Here is a 16,919-nt window from a genome sequence, read left to right on the forward strand (position 1 = left end):
CAGAGCGCCCGCCACCACGCCGCCTCCGGCGCCTGTCGAGGGCGACATCGGAAACGACACCATTCACAACCAGGAGCATCAGCATGTTCGATGACCGCGCCGAGGAGTTCGGCGAGTACGCCCACGAGGAGATCCTGCAGGCCCTCGTGACGCACATTCTCACCACCGCCGATTTGGACCAGCTCTGCGACGACGCCGACCTGCCCCACCTCACCCTCGCCGACGGCACCCCGGTGACCATCACGTCCGCCCGCGTCTACCGCGACGCCGGGGTGCTGACCCTCGACCGCGGTGTGTGGCTGGAGCTGTCCGACGGCAGTGTCTTCGGCCTGACCATCGGCATTTCCCGCCGCCCACGCGGCGAGGTCACTCTCCGCCGCCGGTAGCCAGCCCCAACCCCGGGTCGACTTGATCGATCCGACGCTGGCTGCGTTCCTTGTCGTCGCCTGGTGGCGGCGACACCCGATCGGGCAGCCCTACGGCGGGCTGCCTCTGCTTGATGTGAGCACTTCACGGAGGTTGCCGGGCCGACCCTGCCGCAGGGCGCGCCCGCCACCGCCGTCTCCGCCGCGCGGACACCGCACCAACCGCCGCGCGCCCCGAGACGGGTGCGCGGGCCCCTATGACAGGAGGACCCGTATGGATCCTGCAACCCCACCCACCAGCCCCGCCACAGATGCCGCCGATGCCGACGCCGGTCGTCGGCCCGGCTACCTCTACCGGCAGGTCGCCGCTCACCTGGCCGCGCACCCCGATCAGATGTTCAAGGTCGGGGAGCTGACCACCGCGATCACCGCCCGCTCCACCGGCGCCGTGTTCGAAGCCCTGAAGAAGATGGCCGCCGCCGGTTACGCCACCCATCAGACAGGCCCGCACCGGTTTCAGATCACCCAGGCCGGGATCGACGCGGCCGGGGCGATGCCACCGCCCGCCCCGCGCACACCCGCAGTGGCCGAGGGGCAGGTCGGCGGCAACCCGTCGCACGCCCCAACGGTGACCTGTACTTCCCCCGCAAGCTCGCGGGCGCCACCGACGTGGACGTGCTGCGCAGGCTGCGGGAGAAGCGTATCCCCGTGCTGCTCTACGGCCCGCCCGGCACCGGCAAGACCGCCCTCGTCGAAGCCGCCTTCCCGGACCTGCTCACCGTCGCCGGCACGGGCGACACGGTCGTGGAGGAATTCCTCGGCAACTTCATCCCCCTCCCCGACGGCGGGTTCGAATTCGTCTACGGCCCCCTCGTCACCGCCATGCGCCAAGGGCGGGCGCTGCTGGTCGACGACGCCACCCTCATCCCACCGAAAGTCCTCGCCGTGCTCTACCCAGCCATGGACGGCCGCCGCGTCATCACCATCCCCGGCTACCGCAACGAACGCGTCGAAGCCGTCGACGGGTTCTACGTCATCGCCGGCCACAACCCCGGCGTCCACGGCGCCATCCTCACCGAAGCCCTCGCCTCCCGGTTCGACGTGCACATCGAGGTCACCACCGACTGGGACCTCGCCCGCCACCTCGGCGTCCCCAACCCCGCCGTCCAAGCCGCCATCGCCCTCAACACCGACCTCACCGCCGGACGCATCGGCTGGGCACCGCAACTGAGAGAGCTGCTCGGCTTCGCCCGCGTCCGTAAAACCCTCGGCCTACCCGCCGCGGTGGCCAACCTGGCCGGCCGCGCCCCCGACGAGGACCGGGAGCAGGTCCTCGCCGCCCTCAGGCAGCAGTTCGGCGCAGAGATCACCCCGCTGACCCTCGGCAAACAACGCTGACCCCTCACCAGAAAGGAACCCCTCATGGCTCATCCCCGCACCCACCGGCGCGCAGGCACCACCTCCGCTGTCGGCGACCCGGACTGGCAGGCCTGGTGCGACGCCTGGACCCGCCACATCCCGCTGCTGACCGGCCGCACCGACCTGTCCGTGCTGGTCGCGCCCGGCGCGGGCGGCGGCGCCCCGGCCTGCTTCTACCCCGACGCCCGCCGCATCGAGGTCAATGCCACCCACATCGGCGCACCCGACATCGCCAACCCCCGCCGCGCAGGCCACAAACGCCTGGTACCGGCCGCCTACGGGCTGCTCGTGCACGAAGCCGCCCACGCCACCCACAGCCAATGGAGGACACCGGCGGGCACCCCGCCGATCGTCGCCGCCGTCGCCGACCTCCTCGAAGAGTCCCGCGCCGAGAACCGGCAACGCGGCAGACGACGCGGCGACCGCCGGTGGCTACGCCACACCGTCACCACCCTCATCACCCCCGACGACGCGCCCGTCGACGACCCGTGGCACGCCGCCCACCTCGCCGCCCTCCTCCTCGCACGGGTCGACGCCCGCATCATCACCGCCAAAGACATTCGTGGCGTGCGAGCCGCGGTCACCGCCGTCCTCGGGCGTAAGAAGCTGCGGCAGCTGCGCGATGTGTGGCGGCAAGCCCACACCGTCGGCGACACCGAGGCCCAGGCCATGGTTGACCTGGCATGGCGGTGGTGCCGGATCCTCGACATCGACCCCCACCGGCAACCCGAACCACCCCAGCCAGATGCAGGTCAGTTCGCCGGCCAGCTCGCCCAGGCCCTCGCCGACTACCTCGCCCACGCCACCAGCCTCACCCCCGCCCAATACACCGCCGGGCAGATCCAATCCCGACACGGGACGCCCGCGACATGGACCCGCCGCGACCCCACCGACAGCGAACACGCCGCCGCCCGCACCCTGGCCGCCCGACTACGACGGGCCCGCACCCACCAGCCCGAACCCGACACCCGGCCCAGCCCGGTACCGCCCGGCCGGCTCCGCACCCGCCACGCCATCACCGCCCAGGCGCAAGCCGCCGCCGGCACCATGCTCACCGCCACACCCTGGCAGCGGCGCGCCACCCTGCCGCCGCCGAAGCCGACCCTGCACCTGGCCGTGCTCGTCGACACCTCCGCATCCATGCGCGCCTACGCGGCGCCGATGGCCGCCGCCGGGTGGATCCTCGCCCACGCCGCCCGCACCAACCAGGCCACCACCACCATGATCGGCTTCGGCAGCCGCGCCACCCTGCTCGTGTCACCCCGCCAGCACCCCGCCCACGTCCTGCAGATGCGAGCAGTCGGAGGCACCACCGCGTTCACCGACGCGGTGAAGCTCGCCGACCATCTGCTGCACCTGCGCCAACCCGGCAGGGTGCGGATGCTCGCCGTCGTATCCGACGGCGACCTACCCGACATCACACCCGCCCAACGCCTCATCACCACACTGCATCAGGCCGGCTGCGCGGTGCTGTGGCTCCGCCCCGCCGACCTGCCCGGGCACACCTTCACCCATACCACCACCCTGCTGGTGGCCGACCCGGTGCAGGCCGTCGACGCCATTGCCGACGCCGCCGTCACCGCCCTCGAACACGCCTAACCAGCACTACCCCCAGCCGCCGCTGGCATTTCTGATGGCGCCGCTCGCGACATACAGCTGATCCCACATCCGCCCGCAACGGGCGTATCCAGCTGCGGCTGACCCACCAATCTCCCATCACACGGCCGTTGCCCGGCCACCGCGCACCCGTCGCGCACCCCGCGGGCACGGCCGTACGGCCGTGCCCGCGGCGCGACCAACGGCACCGAACAGGCCACCGGCCTCGTGGCCGCCTTCACCAACACCGCCGCTGCAGCGCCGACCTGGACGTGGCCCTGCACAGCTGGGCAACGCCGCCACCTCCCTGCCGCGGTCGCCGCCATCCACTGCGGCCCCGTCATCGACAGCGCCTCGGCCTCGGCACCCTCCCGGCTCACCGCAGCTGACCGGCCCCCGACCTGGCCGCACTGCCGGTAGCAGCCGCGCGCCGTGACCTGCCGGCTTCACCACCGCGAGCTCCGCACGCCCCATCCGACGGCTGCGGAGCCCCTTACTGCGAAGGAGTTATCCCGCCATGACGCACGACCATCCGGCCCGGCTGCCGCTGGCCTCGATCAGCGACCTGCTCGCCGCCGTGCCCTACCTGCTCGGCTTCCACTCCACCGACAGCCTCGTCACCGTCGGCCTCACCGGCCGCCGCATCACCGTGGCCGGCCGCACCGACCTCCCCGAGCCCGCCACGGTCACCGCCTGGGTGCACGCCGCCGGACGGCAGCACATCGCCCTGCTGCGCAACGTCGACGCCACCACCGCGATCCTCATCGGCTACGGACCCGCCACCACCGTCACCCCGGTCATCGACGCCCTCACCCCACACCTGCACGCGGCAGGCATCACCATCCTCGACACGCTGCGGGTCACCGAGGGCCGCTACCACTCCTACCAATGCCAGGACCCGCACTGCTGCCCACCCGACGGAGTGCCGTTCGACCCGCACCACAGCCCCACCGCAGTGCACGCGATCGTCGCCGGGCAGACCGCCCTGCCGGACCGGGCCGCCCTGGTAGCCAGCGTCGCCCCCATTCATAGCGTCGGCATGGCCGCGGCGAGCCGGCGGGCGCAGGAACGCGCGTTCACCGCGCAGACCTCCGGAGGGCGGGCGGCGCTCATCCGCGCCGGCAGAAAAGCCGTCGACGAGGCGTTCACCCGCTACGCCACCGACGCCGTCCTCACCTACAACTAGGTGGCCTGGCTGTCCGTCCTGCTCGCCGACATCGCCGTCCGCGACTACGCGGGGGAGGCCACCGGCGACCAGCTGTGGCACCTCGCCCTGTGGACCGACCTCACCCGCCGCGCCACCCCCGCCTACGCCGCCGCCCCCGCAACGTTGCTCGCCCTCACCGCCTGGCAGCAAGGCCAAGGCGCCCTCGCCTCCGTCGCCCTCAACCGCGCCCTCGCCGCCGACCCCCACTACCGCCTCGCCCGGCTCATCGACCACGCCCTACGACACGGCATCCCACCCAACGCCCTCAACGGCGGGCCCACCGGCAACCCCACCCCGTAACCGACTGACCCACGACGACCGGGGTGGCCGGCGCCCGCCGGTCCACCCGGTTCCGATCACCTCAAGGAGAGCCCCGATGCCACTGCACCTCCACTTCGACCTGCACGACACGCTGCGACTGGCCGAACACGCCGCAGCCAGCACCAGCCACGCCCCGTCCTTCACCGAACACCAAGACGGCATCACCTGCCCCGGCGCACTGGTGTGGGTCCACGACCACGGCGTCTACCTCATCTCCAGCGGCCTGCCCCACCTCGAAGACCCGAACCGTCCCGACAGCAGCCTCGTCGTCTACGCCCACGGCTGGAACCCCGACACCGACGGCCACCAGCAGGACCTCGACCTGGGCGGTGACGACTTCGTCGAGCATCTGCACCTCACCGAACAACCCTCCCCGCTGATCGACGAGCTTCGCGCCGCCCACACCACCGGCTACCGGTGGCTGCACCTGACCATCACCGCCGACGCCTACGAGGTGCGCGTCGCCCGCACCCGCCACCACCACTGACCACCCACCCGCCCGGCCCCGCACCCGCCTTCTCAGTGGGGGAGCGGGGCCAGCGGCGGTACGCCCCTGGAGATCCACATGTCCGCCCTCGAAAGCGACCCGCAACCGGCGGCTCTGGAGTCCGTCCTGCGCGACGCCTGGAACGCCTTCCAGCCCGGTCAGCCCACCCCGCTGGGCTGGCTCACCCATACCGCCGCCCGCATCCACGACTACCTCGGCGCCCACCAGCCCGCCCCGGCTCCGCCCGCCCCACGACCCGCCATCGACGAGCAGGCGGCGGAGCTTCGCCGGCAGGTGTGGCAGACGCTGCGCGACGCCGCCAGCGACCACGACATCGCCCCCGACGCCGCCGACCGCATCCTGCACGCCTTCGAGCTGCCCGGGCTGCCCCGCCGCTGGCAGGTCCGCCTCACCCTGCCCCTGACGATCGAGGTCACCGCCACCAACCGCGAGGACGCCCTCGACACACCGTGACCGGCGCCCACACGCAGGCACGCGTGGCGGCGACTTGATCCACACGGAAAGTCGAGCGTCACTGCACCCTGGCCGCCGCCCCGGCGTATCCCGACAGCGGGCATCCCCACACCGCTGGCCGGGGCGGCGGCCACCCACCACAGACAAAGAGGGGAAGCCAACGTATGCGGCACCGCCGTTCGATTCCCGGCACCGTCACCGACATCCTGCTGTGGCTGCTCGCCAGCGACGTCGCCGAATCCCACCCACCCCACCCCGACCGGTCCGGCCGATGCGCCAACCTGCGCTGCACACACGAGGCGTATCCATGCCCGCCAGCACGCGACGCCCACCGCGCCCGCGAAGCCGCCACCCGGCCCACACCACCCGCTCACGGCCGGGCACAGGTCATCCCAGCGGCCACCGCCCGGCGGTTCGCCGGCTGGTTCCGACCCACCCGGTCAGCGATCTCCCGGCAGCAGCGCCCGCCGACGCCACGTGCCGCTTGAGGTCGAACCAACCACCCGGTAACCGGCGGCCAGCCAGCTCGGCTGGCCCCACCAGTGGCGAGAACTGGCTGCGGCACCCGCACAGATTCGCCACCCAAACCGACATCAACCGGGAGCGTCGCCCGACGGCGACGCCCCCTGCCGGCTTTTTGGAGGCAGACCTCATGAACCCTGTAACCGGCCCCGACGACGAACCCGTCGAAGCCGATCCCGCCGAGACTCTCAGCGTCGGCGACCCGATCCTCGGCAAGTCACGGTTGCTATCGCGCCAATGCGACACCTGCATCTTCGCCCCCGGCAACCGCATGCACCTGCCACCCGGCCGGCTGCGCGAACTCGTCACCGAAACCCGGCGCCGGGAATCCTTCGTCATCTGCCACGACACCCTGCCCCACTACAAGGACCCCGAGGCCAAACCGGCGATCTGCCGCGGCTTCGCCGACCGCTACCGGACACAAGCTCTGCAGCTGATCGAACGGCTCTTCGGCTTCATCGAGATCAAACCGTGACCGATGGTGACAGGGCCGTCGCACCCTGGGCGCCATATACGGGTCTGGAAGCGGCCCGAGGTTTCACGTTGAGACGATTACGCATGGATGGGATCTGGCCGTCGCCACTGGCCAGCCCAGCGACGCGGATCGCGCCGAGGAGGCGGCGGTGGTGGGGGGACGCGGGAGATCAGCTCGACGGTGAGCAGCAGCGCCAGAGGCGGCCACGCGGCGATGATCTGGCTGATCGGGTTCGGGCGTGCGTGTAGGACATTCGCGGCCACCGACGCGGCGACGCCGAGAGCGAGGGTGGAGCGCACCGCCCACCGCAGCCGCCGCAGCTGCGCGGCCACGCCGCCCGGCGACGCGCCCACGAACTCACTGCTGGTGGTGGCAGTCGCGGTCACTTGGCCGCTCCCTCACGGTTGCCCGGGCGGTGGCTGCCGGCGAAGCGGCCGTGGCCGGACAGGTCGGTGATGAGCCGGTCGGCGAGGGCGAGGGTGTCGTCGCTGGGTTCGGCGTCGATCTCGCCGAGCCGGCGGGTCAGGGTCCGGCGTAGCGCCCGGATGCCGCCCGCATCGTCGAGTTCCGCGCGGGCGCGCATCGCCGCCTGGTAGAGGGCTTCGTGGTGTGGATGGTGGGTGATCGCGGCGTCGAGCACCGTGAGTTGCTGCGCGGGCTGCCCGGTGAGCGCGTCGGTCAGGGCGAGTGACGCGTCGAGGGCTTCCTGGCGTATCGCCTGGCGGTAGGACTCGACCCACTCGTAGTTCCAGCCCTCTGCGAGGGGCCCGGTGTAGGCGTCGACCGCCCGGCGCAGCGCTGCGGTACGGGTGTGCGGGTCGATCGTCTGCGCGGCGTCGCGGATCGCGGCGCGCATGCGCCACAGGTCCACGTCGAGCAGGTCCCGGTTGAGCAGGTAGCGGTGGTCGGGGTGGGTGACGTGCCCGCCGGCCCCGGCGGTGTGGCGTAGGACGGCGCGTAGTCCGGACACGTAGGTGTAGAGCCGGCCGGGGGCCTTGCGGGACGGGGCGTCGGGCAGCAGGTCGTCGAGGATCGCCTCGGTCGAGGCCGCCCCGTCATGGACCGCCAGGTACACGAGCAGTTCCAGGGACTTGGCGCGCGGCTTGCGCTGCGGGTCGGCGTCGACGACGCCGGGCGCGCCCAGCACCCGCACTCGCACCGTCGCGTTTTCCGGCTCGTCGGCTGCCCGGGCGGGGGCGGCCTGGCCGTCGCCAGCGGCGGCCCCAGATGCTCGGTGCGCGTCCTCGGGACTGGTGTCCGGTGCGGCGGAGATGCTTTCGTCGGCGTCTGCTGGCCCCGCGCCGGCGGCGTCACTGGCGTTGTCGGTCCGGGTCGCGTTCTCGACAGCGGTGTCGGTGACGCGTCGGTCGGTGAGGGCGGGGGACAACCGTGGGCTGTGGGTGGCGCCGTCGCCGATGAGTGAGCCGGACGTGTCGGCGGGGGCCGTGGGCGTGGGATCGGCGGGTGTCGGGTGCGGTGGCAGTCCGGTGTGTGACTCCGCGAGGGTGGCGAGCAGGTCGGCGGTCTCGGCGGGGTCGAGGACGGTCAGGCGGCCGACGTCGGCGACGTGGGCACCGTGCCGGAGGTGCCCGTCGGCGGGTGAGGTGGCACCGTCGGCGGCGACGACGACGGTGTCGCCGTCGGGCCACGCGCCGAGCAGCACGCCGTGGATGTCCAGACGCTGCCCCTGGGCCAGCAGGGCGGCGACGCGGGCCCGTTCGCGGCTGCCGGTGGCGTCGGCCAGCAGCATGACCGGGGGGAGGGGTTCCTCGTAGGGGTCGGCGGCGCGCAGTTCGGCGACGGTGTCGACGTCGTGCTGGTGGAGCAGCCGGGTGCGGTGCATCGCCTGCGCCTCGAGGGCCTCCAGGGCCTCGTTGAGGTCGGTGGTGATGGTTAACCGTGGGGTGCGGGGCGGGTTTGCGGCGGTCTCGCCGAGCAGGCTCGCGGCGGACGTCGATGGCATGACCACGTGGGTACGCGCGTCGGGATGGTCCGCACCGCCGGCGGCGAGGGCGGCGGTGAGGAATCCCCTGGCGGCGGCTTCCGCTCCTGGCCCGATTAGGCCCAACCCCGCCGCCGGCCATCGCGAAGACAGGGGATTGCTCAACATCGGCACCACGGGCAGCCGGCCGTTGTACATGGTGTCACCGGCGTCAGTGGCGACGGTGCGCTCCGACTCCTGGTCGTGGGGACCGGCACTGCTGATGGTGCGCTGGTCCGCGTCGGGGGCGGTAGTGGCGCGGTGTAGCCCGCGGCGGATCTGACCGACCACTCGAGGCATCGGGGCCAGGGTCGGGTCGTCGAGGCGGGGCCGTGCCGAGGGGGTGCGGGGGACGTAGCGGCGTTGACGGTGGGCCCAGACCAGCGCGACGGCCGCGACGATTGCCAAGGCCAGGCCGACGTCGACCCAGCCGCCGCTGGGCAGCCACACGCCGGGGGAGCCCTTCTCGTCCGGGCGGCTGTGGTCTGCCGCGGGGCTGGCCGTCTCACCTGCCGAGGTGCTGGCTGCGGCGGCGCTGCTGTCCGGGGCCGTGGTAGCGGTGGAGGCGGCCGGCTGCTGGGTGGTGTCCGGCGCCGGCCATGACGGTGCCGCGTCGGCGGTGTCCGGCACCGCCTGCTTGTCGGGGCCGGGCCCGTGTGGTGCTGGATCCTTAGGCGGATGTGGCCGGGGAGGTGGGGCGGCGTCGGCGGGCAGGTCGAGGTCCCAGCCGGGGTAGATGACGTTCGGGTCGCGCAGGGTGCCCCCGACGCCGGGAAAGTGGGTGCCTCGGTTGAGGGCGAAGATCTCCGGCCAGCGGTCGGCGTCACCGAGGGTGCGTTCGGCGATGCGGCAGAGGCTGTCGCCGCGCCGCACGGTGTAGGTGGGTGCCTGCTCGACGGATCGCGGATCCGGCCTCAGTTGATCTGAGGTGAGCGTGCGGCTGGTCGGTGGGGCGGCGGGCAGGTCACTGCTGCTCGTGGTGGCCGGGGTGGCGTGGGCGGCGGCGCCCGTGGCGGTGGTGACGGCGGTCGCGCCGAGCAGCGCCGCGGTGAGGCCCTGGACCGGGCCGGGAAGGCGCAGGGCGGGCGTCCAGCGCAGCCGGCGGGCCAGCGCGGCATAGGCGTGGGTGAGCACAGCGGTGGCCAGGAGCAGCCACAACATCACCGCCGCCGCAATGGTGAGGGCGGTGATGAAGCCAGTACTCATCGGTTGGGCGATCCACTGCCGCGCGGCGGCCGGTGAGGGCAGTCGCGGCGTCCATGTATCGGTGGCGGCGAGGACGACTGGTACGGCGGCTGTGGACAGGATGGTCGTCGTGATCGCGGCGATACGTGCTGTTCGGGATGTCACATGCCCTCCCTTCATCTCGCGGTCCGTCCGGCAGGCGATGCCGCAGCCGACGCGCAGGATTGGACAGTGACGTGACGCTATGACCGCCGACGCGGTAATGGGGCGAGGCGACGGCTGACAGCACCTCACACGACCTCACACGACCTCACAACCGCAGCTCAGCGCCATGGCGGGTGACAGTGGCGCCGAACGCGCGGTCGGCGGCACGGCGAACGGCTGTAGCGAATGGTTACTGCAAGAGCTGCCGCACGGCCGGGGCGATCACCGCAGCCACCGGGGTGTCGTCGTCCTGATGGACCGCCCAGTTGAGTGCGCCCAGTGTGGCCGCCGGGCGTGCCGAGGCCGCGGCGGCGAGGATCGCGGCGCGGAGCACGGTGTCCAGCAGTCGCCTGACGAGGACACCCTCGCCCCACAACGCTTCCGTGGGGTACGGCAGCCTGCCGAGCCAGTTCAGCAACGTTTCAGCACGTCCAGCCGGATCCGGTTCGGCCTCGGTGAGTCGCTGCGCCAAGGCCAGCAACCGTTTCGGCGGCAACTGCGCGACCTGGTCGCCACCGATCTGCAGCAGATCGGCTCGAAGCACCTCTGGCACCTGCCGCTCGGCCAGCACCTCGGGCTTCGCGGGTGGGCGGAACTGCGGCTCGTCGCTTCGCTCGTAGCGCCCCTGCGCCAAAACCAACGGGGCCACGGGTGGCAAGAGTGCCGGGATTGAAGTGCCGTCATTCATAGCTGAGGGAGTGGGCACCAACGATCCGGGGGATGTGCTGACCGTGCAACTCGGGATGGATCTGTACCGGAAATATGACGGGACTCGCGGGAGGTCCTTGACGCCGGAGATCTTGGACGCTGAGGTGCGGAATATCCTTCCGAGGCTCGCGCAGGCAACCGACTATCATGTGCGGAATGATGTCCCGTAACGGGCCTGGGAAGAGGGGCGTGGTCACGGCGGCTTCAGTTCTCGTTGCCGTCTTGGTTATTGCCCTCCTCTTGGTCCTGCCCCCCATAGTGCGTCTCGAAAACCGCGAAGTTAACGCTGAGGAACTGCTGGCTCCTGCAGCCGTCGTGTCCGACTCCGTGCCCGACGTGCTGGTGAGCGAGGAGACCTTTGACCTACCCGGCTACAGTGGCACCAAGGTCAGGCGGTGGCAGGTTGGCGACAGGGGCGTTAGCCTCCGAATCGAGGTGACCAAGGCGAGGAATTCGTTCTGGGGGCGGAAGGCCTGGAGGAATGATGATCCGGCGAACGGTTACCGTGGGAACTTTCCTCATGTCACCGTGGCAAGGTTCTCTCCGGCCGGTGCGGATGATGCAGAGAAAATCTGCGTGCATGGCCGGTACGATGAGTGCAAGATCTCATCTTTCTGGCTCAGATTCGGGCAGTTTCTCGTGTTGGTCAGCATCACTGACCAGAGTCCAGAAGCATCCCACAAGGACTTCGCGGAGGGTAACCTTGTAACGGCGGTCGCGGACTACGTTCGGGGGAAGCTGAACTCGCAGCCTGACTGATGCGGTGTCGGTCACCCGAAGGTCCCGGCCGTGCCGTTGACCGCACTCGGGCGTGATTTCGTACAAGCGGGCCATCGAACGGCGGTTCCCCGCCGCTATGTGATTGGTGTTTAGCGATGGCTGCCACGCCAGTGGCAGCCATCGCTATCTATTTATTTCAGGAAGTTTGGTGGCTCTGTTGCTTCGTCGGATCGGTGGACACGCCCGTGCCGCGTTCTGATGATCTTCAGCAAGCGAGCACAGCAACGCGGCGCTGCGATCAGCACGCGGGGAGGCCGGGGCGGGCGATCCGCAGGTCATCAGCGTGCGGATACAGATAGAGAAGCGTCTTAGGAAACCGTTGCTCTATCCCCTGAGCTACGAGGGCGCGAGCGCTCAGTCTAGCGACCTGCGCGTTGATCCGGGATGGCAGGGAGTGGCCTGCGTTGACCTGGGTTGATCGGTCCGCACGGGCGGGCGATGACCACACGTCGACCACACGGATCACGTCGACGACCGGCACCCGTGGCCCGGGTTGGCGGGTGATGACCCTGGTTGACCCGGGTTGGCACTTGCTGGAGGGCACACACCCCACACATCATCGAAGATCAGCAACAGACGGCTCGCCGAGCGTGGCGCAGCGGGAGACGCAAGAGTCCAGGCCCCTGGACGCAACCCTCAACGGCGCTGCCAACCAAATGAAGGGCCTCTCGGTCGCTCCAACCACGGTCGCCATGGCTGCCTAGCCACTCGCAACCCAAAGCATCTGATCCGTAGTCAGATGATCTTGCAGAAAGTCACGGTGTCCGAGTGCGTCCGCCTCGTGGCCACGCCGGTCCGGCGGTATCCCCGCAGGTCCGGCGGTCTAGTTACACCTGTGTATGGCTGCGGACCTTGATCTGTTGCGGCGAAATCCGTGTCCATCTTTGACTGTTCGCGTGAGTTCCCCGGCGTCCGAGCAGCCACCGAGCAGCCACCGAGCGAGGACCTCCCGGGCGACCAGACTCACCGCCCACGGCGTGATCGGATCCGCGGCGTTGACCAGCACGCGGGGTGAACGACGCCACCCCGGACAGTGCCACGTGCCGAGCCTGAGCGGGGGGCGCGTTGCTGTGCCGCGAAGGAGACATAACGCCAGACGCTCAAACTTCGGGGGCGGAGTAGGTGAATTCCTTGCCACCGCGCTCGGCCACCCCACGCCGCCGTACGAGCGCTCTCGCCGCGACAAGGCGTTTGAGTCGGTTATTCGCATTTGGAGCGCTGATACCCAGTTGTTCAGCGACCGTCGTCGCGGTGAAGGTGCCTAGCTCCCTGGCGAGCTTGAAGGTGTCCGAGAGAACTTCCGACGCCGCCAGCAGCACAAGGTCATCACCGAGTCGCTCGAGCGCGATAAGTTCGCGGCGTTCGAAGGCGATGACGATCGTTTCGCGGGTGTCGTTGTTGAGTCCGGTCACAAGCACGCAGGTCGGGCCGTCGTCCTGGGTGGCGAGGGTGGAGTAGTACTTGCGGAGGAACTCGTCGGTGAAGCTGACGGTCATCGCCTCCACGTTGGCGAAGTTGATGACGAGAAGGCTGGCCTCAGGCGGGATGCGGTCTTCTAGGTCGTGAAGCACTTTCCTGCCGCGTTCCCTGGTTGACAGGAACGCCCGGTGTTGTCCGACGTCGTAGGTGACGGTCGTAGCGGGATCCGGTTTCACCTGACTGATTGAAACACGTTACGGGCCGTTATGGAACTCGGACGCGGAGCCAGGCCCAGGTGCCGTCCACCGGTTCGGCGACGCGGCTGTAGATCGAGGTGGGTTCCGAGCGGAGCTTCGCGGTGGCAACGGCGTCTCCGCTGCGGAGCATGAGTTCACCTCCCTTGCCGCCTCGGATGGCCTGTCTCCACAGGTTCGGTAGTCCGTGGCCTCGCCCTTCGGCGCGTCTGACGCCGCCATTCAGTGCTAGCTCGAGAGCCGCGGGTCCTTCCAGATCCTGGTTGGTGGTGCTGGAAAGGACCTTTTGGATCCCGTCGCCGGAGTCGCAGACGGCGAACTCGAACCCCGGTGTACGGCTCAGAGTGCCGCTGTAGAGCTGGGCGGCGGTGAAGGCGCCGGTCTTGCTGTAGCCGTGTGTGGTGGCGTTGTTGAGTAGCTCGGCGAGGCTGTCGAATGCTGCCCTGCCCGCTTCCGGTCCAAGCCGCTCCGTGACCAGTAGGCCGAGCCTGTCGCAAACATCGTCGATGTTGGTGGGCGTGACCTCGGCGACCTCGAGGAGTTTGTCGGAGTGGTTCCGGCGCTCCTGGGATGGGACCGACCCATCGATCTCGGCGAAGGGCTTGAGTAGCTCCACCACGTTCATCCGCACGAGATAGGACGCGATCTTCGGGTCGTGAGGAACGAGCAGGCGGACTTCACGGCCGCGGGCATCAGCGACGGTCCCCAACGTGACGATGGCGGCGAGCTCAAGCGGGCTGACCCACTGGAGTCCCCGCGCGTCCAGCACCAGGTTCCCTGTGTCGCCATGAAAGTCGGCCCTCAGCTCTCGGCGTCGGAAAGGGTTCCGGCCCGCTAGCTCGATACGCACCCACCCAGCATGACAGCTCGAACGGGACCCGCACGCCCGCAGGACGCCGGAGTGGGTCAAAGGCCGCTTCGGGTTGTGCAAGGGACGATCACCTGTTTCACTGGTCTCAGTGAAACCGATATCTCGGCGGCGGCTGGTGCTCGACCAGCGGCTGCCGAGAGCGCGGAGCCGGTCAACACGGCCCCGCTCAAGCAAGAGGAGCAGATGTGATGATCCACAACCCTGCGGCCGGTGAGGCCGTCGAGAACCAGCGCCCGCCCCGGACCATCACGGTCTCGGTCAACAACCAGCAGGTCGAGTTGCCCGAGCACCGGGTCACCGGCCTGGAGATCAAGCAGGCCGCCATCGCGCAGGGCGTCCACCTCCAGCCGAACTTCCAGCTGTCGCTGAAGCGGGGCAACCGCTACGAGGTCATCGGCGACAACGACACCATCGCGGTCCACCCAAACCAGGAGTTCCTCGCCGTCGCGCCGGACGACAACTCGTGACCACGCTGACTCCCGCGGTCACCACCGCAGTCGACGCCGTCCGGGAACACTTCACCGGCAAGCCGGTCGAGGTCACCCCGGACGGCGCCGGCGGCGCCTTCGTGATCGTCAACGACATCGAGGTCGGCCCCAGCTACACCCCGTCGACCACCTGGCTGGGCTTCCAGATCAGCGCCGCCTACCCGAGCGCGGACGTCTACCCCCACTACACCGGCAGGCTGACCCGCACCGACGGAAAGCCCCACGGGCAGGCCATCCAACAGGTCGACTGGCAGAACCGGCCCGCCCTGCAGTTGTCCCGCCGCTCCCACGGGTGGCGGGCCGGGATCGACAACGCAGCACTCAAGGCCGAGAAGGTGATCACGTGGCTCGTCACCCAGTGAACCCGCCGACCGACGGCTGGAGCCTCACCCTGCCGCCCCAACTCTGGGGCGCCTTGGCCGATCACCTGTTCCGGGACGACAAGGAGGAGCACGGGGCGGTCATCCTCGCCGGCCGCGCCGACGGCCCACGGGGCCCTCGCCTGCTCGCCCGGGAGCTGATCATCGCGAAGGACGCCGTCGACTACGTTCCCGGCGAGACCGGCTACCGGGCGCTCGCGCCGTCCTTCGTGCGCGACGCCGCCCTCCGGGCCCGGGACGAAGGCCTCGCCTACCTCGCCGTCCACAACCACTTCGGCGATGTCACGGTCGGCTTCTCCCGGATCGACCTGGCCAGCCACGAGCGAGGCTACCCGGCGCTGCGGCAGATCACCGGGCAGGTCGTCGGCGGACTGGTCTTCACTCCCCAGGCCGCCGCCGGTGACCTGTGGTTGCCCCACGGGTCCCGCGTCGACCTGGCGGAAGTCGTCATCCCCGGCGGAAACCTCATCCGCTTGCGGCCTCAACCCGCCCGCGCGGGGACGGTCGACCTCATACATGACCGGCAGGCGAGGCTCTTCGGTCAGCTCGGCCAGGAGTCCCTCGGCCGCATGCGGGTCGCCGTCGTTGGCCTCGGCGGAGTCGGCAGCATCCTCGTCGAAGGCCTCGCCCGACTCGGCGTCGGCAGCCTTCTCCTGATCGACGACGACACCGTCGACGAGACCAACCTGCCCCGGCTGCTGGCCGCCGAGCGCGACGACATCGGCAAACCGAAGACCATCCCCGCGGTCCGCAACGCCCGCCGGGCCAACCCCCACATTCACCTCACGGTGCTCGAGGAGCGAGTCGAGACCAGCGAGGCGCGACAGGAGCTGGCCTCCTGCGACTGGATCTTCCTCGCCGCGGACAGCCACTCCGCCCGCTTTTGGGTCAACGCTGCCGCGAACCAGTACCTCATTCCCGCCACCCAGATCGGTGTCAAGATCCCGGTCGACGACGACGGCAACATCGGCGAGATCCACGCCGTCAGTCGGTTCTTCGTTCCGGGAAGCGGCTGCATGTGGTGTAACGAGCTCATCGACCCGACCGAACTCGCGATCGACATGCACCCCGACCACGAGCGCACTGCCGCCCGCTACGTGGCAGGCGTCCCAGCACCGAGCGTCATCGCCCTCAACGGCCTCGTCGCCATGGAAGCCGTCAACCACTTCATGCTCGCCACCACCGGCATGCACCATGACCCCGAGGACACCACCTCCACGATCCACCTACCGCGACAGCGTGAACGCTCGGCCCAGTTGCCACGCCGTGACGAGCGCTGCTCGTGGTGCTCCCGAGAGGGACCTCTCGGGCGGGGTGACATCTAATCAGGCTGAGACGGCGAGGACGGTTCGAGTTCGCCCGGCGCGCGGCGGTGGGTGCGCCGGGCAATTACCTTCCGGTGATCAGGGTCGGGCGGCGAGGTACCGCTCGGAGTCGAGGGCGGCGGCGCAGCCGGTGCCGGCGGCGGTGATGGCCTGCCGGTAGGTGCGGTCGACGAGGTCACCGGCGGCGAGCACGCCGGGCAGGTTGGTACGGGTGCTGGGTGCCTGGACGACGACGTAGCCGTCGGCGTCGAGATCGACCTGGCCGCGGAACAGCTCGCTGCGCGGGTCGTGGCCGATGGCGACGAACACCCCGGTCACGTCCAAGACGCGCTTCTCGCCGTTGTGAACGTCACGGACCCGGACGCTGCCCACGACGCCGTCGTGGCCGACGATTTCCTCGATGACGCTCCGCTGGAACATCAGCGGGCTTACGATCTCGTGCGCAATAGGACGGTCGG

The 16,919-nt window shown here is 70.1% G+C and carries 15 protein-coding genes and 3 pseudogenes; 12 read left to right on the forward strand and 6 right to left on the reverse strand.

Annotated elements, in window-relative coordinates; genetic code table 11:
- The first annotated feature begins 83 nt into the window (after nt 1-83).
- From A6A27_RS37525 to A6A27_RS37560, 8 genes and pseudogenes are all read left to right on the forward strand, one after another.
- Entirely contained in the window at nt 84-386 is a 303-nt protein-coding gene (locus A6A27_RS37525; protein ID WP_073839410.1) for a hypothetical protein, read from the forward strand.
- Nucleotides 387-639: 253 nt separating this feature from the next.
- Nucleotides 640-1,763: pseudogene (locus A6A27_RS47860) on the forward strand (AAA family ATPase).
- Nucleotides 1,764-1,787: 24 nt separating this feature from the next.
- Nucleotides 1,788-3,383 (forward strand): vWA domain-containing protein, encoded by a 1,596-nt coding sequence (locus A6A27_RS46990; RefSeq protein ID WP_073839411.1) that lies wholly within the window; start codon nt 1,788-1,790, stop codon nt 3,381-3,383.
- 514 nt (nt 3,384-3,897) lie between these two features.
- Nucleotides 3,898-4,887: pseudogene (locus A6A27_RS37540) on the forward strand (DUF4192 domain-containing protein).
- Nucleotides 4,888-4,963: 76 nt separating this feature from the next.
- Nucleotides 4,964-5,395, forward strand: a complete 432-nt coding sequence (locus tag A6A27_RS37545; protein ID WP_073839412.1) for a DUF3085 domain-containing protein — start codon at nt 4,964-4,966, stop codon at nt 5,393-5,395.
- Between the two features lie 78 nt (nt 5,396-5,473).
- Nucleotides 5,474-5,869 (forward strand): hypothetical protein, encoded by a 396-nt coding sequence (locus A6A27_RS37550; RefSeq protein WP_073839413.1) that lies wholly within the window; start codon nt 5,474-5,476, stop codon nt 5,867-5,869.
- Nucleotides 5,870-6,033: 164 nt separating this feature from the next.
- Complete coding sequence (locus A6A27_RS37555; RefSeq protein ID WP_073839414.1) at nt 6,034-6,357, forward strand: hypothetical protein; 324 nt, start codon at nt 6,034-6,036, stop codon at nt 6,355-6,357.
- A gap of 149 nt (nt 6,358-6,506) precedes the next feature.
- The gene (locus A6A27_RS37560) at nt 6,507-6,866 is read left to right on the forward strand and encodes a hypothetical protein (RefSeq protein WP_241825643.1); all 360 of its coding nucleotides are present in this window, start codon (nt 6,507-6,509) and stop codon (nt 6,864-6,866) included.
- A gap of 106 nt (nt 6,867-6,972) precedes the next feature.
- Here the strand turns inward: A6A27_RS37560 and A6A27_RS37565 are convergent.
- From A6A27_RS37565 to A6A27_RS37575, 3 genes and pseudogenes are all read right to left on the reverse strand, one after another.
- A pseudogene (locus A6A27_RS37565) lies at nt 6,973-7,198 on the reverse strand (DUF2637 domain-containing protein); the annotation flags it as partial.
- 50 nt (nt 7,199-7,248) lie between these two features.
- The gene (locus A6A27_RS37570) at nt 7,249-10,197 is read right to left on the reverse strand and encodes a BTAD domain-containing putative transcriptional regulator (protein ID WP_241825644.1); all 2,949 of its coding nucleotides are present in this window, start codon (nt 10,195-10,197) and stop codon (nt 7,249-7,251) included.
- A 229-nt stretch (nt 10,198-10,426) separates the two neighbouring features.
- The gene (locus A6A27_RS37575; protein ID WP_073839417.1) at nt 10,427-10,885 is read right to left on the reverse strand and encodes a hypothetical protein; all 459 of its coding nucleotides are present in this window, start codon (nt 10,883-10,885) and stop codon (nt 10,427-10,429) included.
- 215 nt (nt 10,886-11,100) lie between these two features.
- On the opposite strand from A6A27_RS37575, the gene A6A27_RS37580 reads away from it, so the two are divergent.
- Nucleotides 11,101-11,703: a hypothetical protein gene (locus A6A27_RS37580; protein WP_143194383.1), complete on the forward strand. Its 603-nt coding sequence runs from the start codon at nt 11,101-11,103 to the stop codon at nt 11,701-11,703.
- Between the two features lie 1,121 nt (nt 11,704-12,824).
- Here A6A27_RS37580 and A6A27_RS37585 read toward each other — a convergent pair.
- Both A6A27_RS37585 and A6A27_RS37590 read right to left on the reverse strand, forming a co-directional pair.
- Complete coding sequence (locus A6A27_RS37585) at nt 12,825-13,379, reverse strand: hypothetical protein (protein WP_143194384.1); 555 nt, start codon at nt 13,377-13,379, stop codon at nt 12,825-12,827.
- 28 nt (nt 13,380-13,407) lie between these two features.
- The gene (locus tag A6A27_RS37590) at nt 13,408-14,247 is read right to left on the reverse strand and encodes a hypothetical protein (protein WP_143194385.1); all 840 of its coding nucleotides are present in this window, start codon (nt 14,245-14,247) and stop codon (nt 13,408-13,410) included.
- A 209-nt stretch (nt 14,248-14,456) separates the two neighbouring features.
- Between A6A27_RS37590 and A6A27_RS37595 the strand changes: the two genes are divergently transcribed.
- The 3 genes from A6A27_RS37595 to A6A27_RS37605 are packed head-to-tail and all read left to right on the forward strand — an operon-like array spanning nt 14,457 to nt 16,461.
- Nucleotides 14,457-14,735 (forward strand): multiubiquitin domain-containing protein, encoded by a 279-nt coding sequence (locus A6A27_RS37595; RefSeq protein ID WP_073839421.1) that lies wholly within the window; start codon nt 14,457-14,459, stop codon nt 14,733-14,735.
- On the forward strand, nt 14,732-15,118 hold the full coding sequence (locus A6A27_RS37600) for a hypothetical protein (RefSeq protein ID WP_083673182.1): 387 nt from the start codon (nt 14,732-14,734) through the stop codon (nt 15,116-15,118). Before A6A27_RS37595 ends, A6A27_RS37600 begins: the two co-directional genes overlap by 4 nt.
- The gene (locus A6A27_RS37605; RefSeq protein ID WP_073839422.1) at nt 15,100-16,461 is read left to right on the forward strand and encodes a ThiF family adenylyltransferase; all 1,362 of its coding nucleotides are present in this window, start codon (nt 15,100-15,102) and stop codon (nt 16,459-16,461) included. Before A6A27_RS37600 ends, A6A27_RS37605 begins: the two co-directional genes overlap by 19 nt.
- Before the next feature lie 78 nt (nt 16,462-16,539).
- Here A6A27_RS37605 and A6A27_RS37610 read toward each other — a convergent pair.
- Nucleotides 16,540-16,919: FAD-dependent oxidoreductase (locus tag A6A27_RS37610; RefSeq protein WP_158074131.1), on the reverse strand; the 380-nt coding region annotated here is incomplete at its 5' end.

Origin of the sequence: Micromonospora sp. CB01531, assembly GCF_001905095.1 — a bacterium.
Taxonomy (GTDB): Bacteria; Actinomycetota; Actinomycetes; order Mycobacteriales; family Micromonosporaceae; genus Micromonospora.